The sequence below is a fragment of the uncultured Streptococcus sp. genome (assembly GCF_938036805.1).
Taxonomy (GTDB): Bacteria; Bacillota; Bacilli; order Lactobacillales; family Streptococcaceae; genus Streptococcus.
In genome coordinates, this window is sequence record NZ_CALHWC010000210.1 from 1 (window position 1) to 3,488 (window position 3,488).

At 41.2% G+C, this 3,488-nt stretch carries 4 protein-coding genes and 1 pseudogene; all 5 read right to left on the minus strand.

The window, feature by feature from the left end; translation table 11 throughout:
- Positions 1 to 1,025: pseudogene (locus Q0191_RS09115) on the minus strand (endonuclease MutS2); the annotation flags it as partial.
- 69 nt (positions 1,026 to 1,094) lie between these two features.
- Positions 1,095 to 1,646: a CvpA family protein gene (locus Q0191_RS09120; protein ID WP_297665829.1), complete on the minus strand. Its 552-nt coding sequence runs from the start codon at positions 1,644 to 1,646 to the stop codon at positions 1,095 to 1,097.
- Complete coding sequence (gene zapA / locus Q0191_RS09125) at positions 1,646 to 1,948, minus strand: cell division protein ZapA (protein ID WP_125372347.1); 303 nt, start codon at positions 1,946 to 1,948, stop codon at positions 1,646 to 1,648. Before zapA ends, Q0191_RS09120 begins: the two co-directional genes overlap by 1 nt.
- Before the next feature lie 75 nt (positions 1,949 to 2,023).
- The gene (locus Q0191_RS09130; RefSeq protein WP_297665833.1) at positions 2,024 to 2,434 is read right to left on the minus strand and encodes a GNAT family N-acetyltransferase; all 411 of its coding nucleotides are present in this window, start codon (positions 2,432 to 2,434) and stop codon (positions 2,024 to 2,026) included.
- A 292-nt stretch (positions 2,435 to 2,726) separates the two neighbouring features.
- Positions 2,727 to 3,488, minus strand: a 762-nt coding sequence (locus Q0191_RS09135) for an ABC transporter permease (RefSeq protein WP_297665835.1), incomplete at its 5' end; no start/stop codon positions are given.

Genomic DNA, 3,488 nt, shown 5'->3' on the forward strand with positions numbered 1-3,488 from the left:
CCCAAGGTCTTCAGCATGATGGTCTTACCACCCGTATTAGGCCCGGTAATGACAATCTCTGTCAAGTCCGGCCCGAAATGCAGGTCATTAGCCACTGCATTTTCAATCAGGGGATGGCGGACACTAAGCAGTTGAATATCCTTCTCCTCCGACAGGTCTGGCACCACCGCTCCCGTCTCCTGCATGAAGCGGACCTTGGCACGCACCAGATCCAGATGCCCGACAATCCAAGCATTGTTGGCAATTTCAGCCGCATGAGGCCGTATCATATCCGACATGGCCTGCAAAATCCGCTGAATTTCATAGCGCTCGTCTGCTCGACTGCTGGCAATCTCTTCATTGAGATTAACCACCGCCCGTGGCTCAATGTAAACTGTACTACCGCTGGCCGAAATATCGTGAACGACGCCCGCAATACGATTACGGTAGGTATTTTTCACAGGTAGTACATTACGGCCGTTCCGACTGGCCACCACTTGGTCTGCCAGCATGTCACCCTTGGTTTTGAGAATCTCTTGAAGAATATCTCGAACCTGAACTTCATTTTCTTGGATTTTCCGACGAATACGACTCAACTCTTCACTAGCAAAACTTTCGAGAAAGCCCCCATCATTGATAGCTTGCAGGCTTCCCTGAATACTAGGAAACTCTACTAGATTGTTAAAAAGACGATCCAGACGCTCCAATTGGACATTCTCCAAGTCCTCGTAGAAGGACACCAGCTCATGCGTTACAGCCAAGACCCGCTTGAGGGCTAAAAACTCCTCAATATTAAGGTCACTATCCAGCTCTAGGCGCTTGGTCAAGCCCCTAATATCCTGAATCGCTCCCAAACTAAAGCGCGGATGTTGCACAAAAATCTGCCGCATATCGGACATTTCCAAAAAAGAGGCAGCAATTGATTCTTTTTTACTGTTTGGCTGGAGCTGCTTCAGCTCCAACTCTCCCAGCTCAGTCAGCAGATAGGGAGAAAAAAGCTCCTTGATTTTATCAAATTCCAAAGTTTCTAAAATTTTATGATTCATCATGTTCATTCTATTTCTATATGATTTAAACTGAAAAAGAAACTCAGCTACAGGGCAACTGAGTCTTAATTATCCGATAATTTTTGTGACCCAAAGGTCATGTAAAATGGATGAAGTTACAGGCGTGTGATTGATAATAAACCGAATTAGCAAACTCGAATTTAAGCGTTCTTGGATAAAGGACATGGGGACAGTAGCTAAAATAGTCAGTCCCATCTCGATGACAAAGAGTGAGATGAAGACCGCAATAGCCCCACTAACCATATTGAAAACTTTGGTATCCCACTTATTCGGATAGGGAATTAAATTTACGAAAATCCCAAAAAAGCGGCCTCCTATATAAACAAAACTGAAAACAAATAGGTAAGCCAGCCCTGCATAAAAAACCTTATCCAAATGGAAAAGTTGGGAATTTGCAAAGAAATAAGTCGAGCTGTCTTTAACAGCACTAGCATAGGGCACCCACAAGCTAATAGACTTAGCCAAGCCCTGATATAGAGCTCCAGCCACCAGCATGGATACAATCGTCATAGCAGCATAATATCCCTGCAGAACAATCCCACGCGAGTAGCCAATATAAAAGCTCCAAGCTAATATTAGTAAAATAATAATCGCAAACACTATCTTTCCCCTGTATTAGCTGACTTTTCTCTTAACTCGCTAAGCATTTTGTGACGAAGACTTTCCAATTCTTTTTCCTTATCGTCAAACTCAATCTCGCGACTGAGCTGGGTAGATAAACTATTAATCGCCAACAAAATGGCCAAGACTTCATCATCTGCCGCAGGCATCTGCTCTTTAATGGCCTTATATTTTTCCTTAGCAACCCGCTCCACTTCTTCCATAAAAAGATTATCGTGTTCTGTTGTTAAAGTTAAGGTTTTGTTTCCAAATGTAAACTTATATCTATTCAAATTTGCCATAAAATCACCTCATGATATTATACCAAAAATCCCTACATTTGTCAGGTAGAAATCTGCTATCCGTCCTTTGATAAATTATAACTCTTTCGTATAATAATATCGCTCACCTGTATAAGGATATTCTTTTAATCTAAACACCTCCTCGTAGCCATGCTTCTTATAAAAATCTGGCGCTTGAAAATGAAAGGTATCCACAAATGAATACTTACACTTCCTGACACGAGCTTCCTCTTCCGCCCTTTGCAAAATATCCGAGCCAAGCCCCTGCCCTCGTAAAGCCTCACTCACATATAAATACTCAATTTCAAGCCAGTAGCCAAACGTTTCGGCTACTAGGCCGCCCATTAAATTTCCATCCTCATCTTCGACAAAGATATTGAGAGGCTCACTTATTGAAGCTTCCCTTTTGGAGCGATTATAAGCTCGGATTAAATTCCCAAGTTCCTGTGCTCGTTCAGATTCTTTATTTTCCAATCTCAATTTCATTAGAGTCTCCTTATTACTTATCAAACAAATCTTAAACCTATTCTACCATTTTAGAAAGATAAGTAGAATTTATTCATTCCAAAAGAAAAAATTTGAAAGATACATCCCTTACATTATAACAGAAAAGACAAGGCAGAAAACCTTGTCTTTATACTGCATCTAATTGATCACTTATTCATACCTCACTATCTGATCTCGCTAAATAGACAATCAACAAAGAATGCTCTTCTGCAAATTCTTCAGACAGTAATGGAGTTTTTAACTAAATCTCTCCCATCATTACATTTCCCTCTTAGGAACCAGCACTTTCGTAGGCATCCAATCCTCTGTCCCAGAGTTTCAAGGAAATGACAAAGAAGACAAGAGAAATCAGAATCAAACCACCAATGTTAAAGAGTCCATTCTTGTCCTGTAAGAAATAGCTAGCAGGATAGTAGGCCGTAAAGGCGAAAGGGATGATAAAGCTAATCAACCATCGAAGAAGCGAATTGTAAATGGAAATGGGATACTTAGCAAAATCATTAAACATATAGAAAATGTAAATCATAGCGCCTGACTGCTTGGTCCAAAAAGCGATACTGGCTGTCGCAATTTTCAAGGAAGTATAAATCAAGGTCGCAAAGGGGATACAGACTAGGAAAAGCAAGAATTTGGGAAGAGTCCAAGCAATGCTAGACACCGTTGTCGCTAATAAAATGCCACCGACCAAGAGTTCGCCCAAGGCATCAATCTGAAAGGTTTCAACCAGAATATGGAAGAGAGGATTGATAGGACGAGTCAGATACTTGTCAAATTCTCCCTTTCGCACCAAGCGCTGCCCTAGTGCCCAGAGATTGTCAAAAAAGAGATGGTCCAATCCCTTGGGAATCAAGGAAAAACCATAAATAAAGGCTATTTCTTGAAAGGTCCAGCCTTCAAGCGAGGGGATATGTTGAAAGAGTACATTGAGAAACAAGAGGTTCAAACCTTGGGTCAGAAAGACACCTAAAACACCAACCACAAAATCAACCTTGTATTCCATGATTTGCTTGATGTATTGTCTGATAAAAATCAG

Bases quoted from the DNA above. Each gene is read 5' to 3' on its own strand.
- zapA (WP_125372347.1), bottom strand. From the start codon at position 1,948: ATGGCAAATTTGAATAGATATAAGTTTACATTTGGAAACAAAACCTTA.
- Q0191_RS09130 (WP_297665833.1), bottom strand. From the start codon at position 2,434: ATGAAATTGAGATTGGAAAATAAAGAATCTGAACGAGCACAGGAACTT.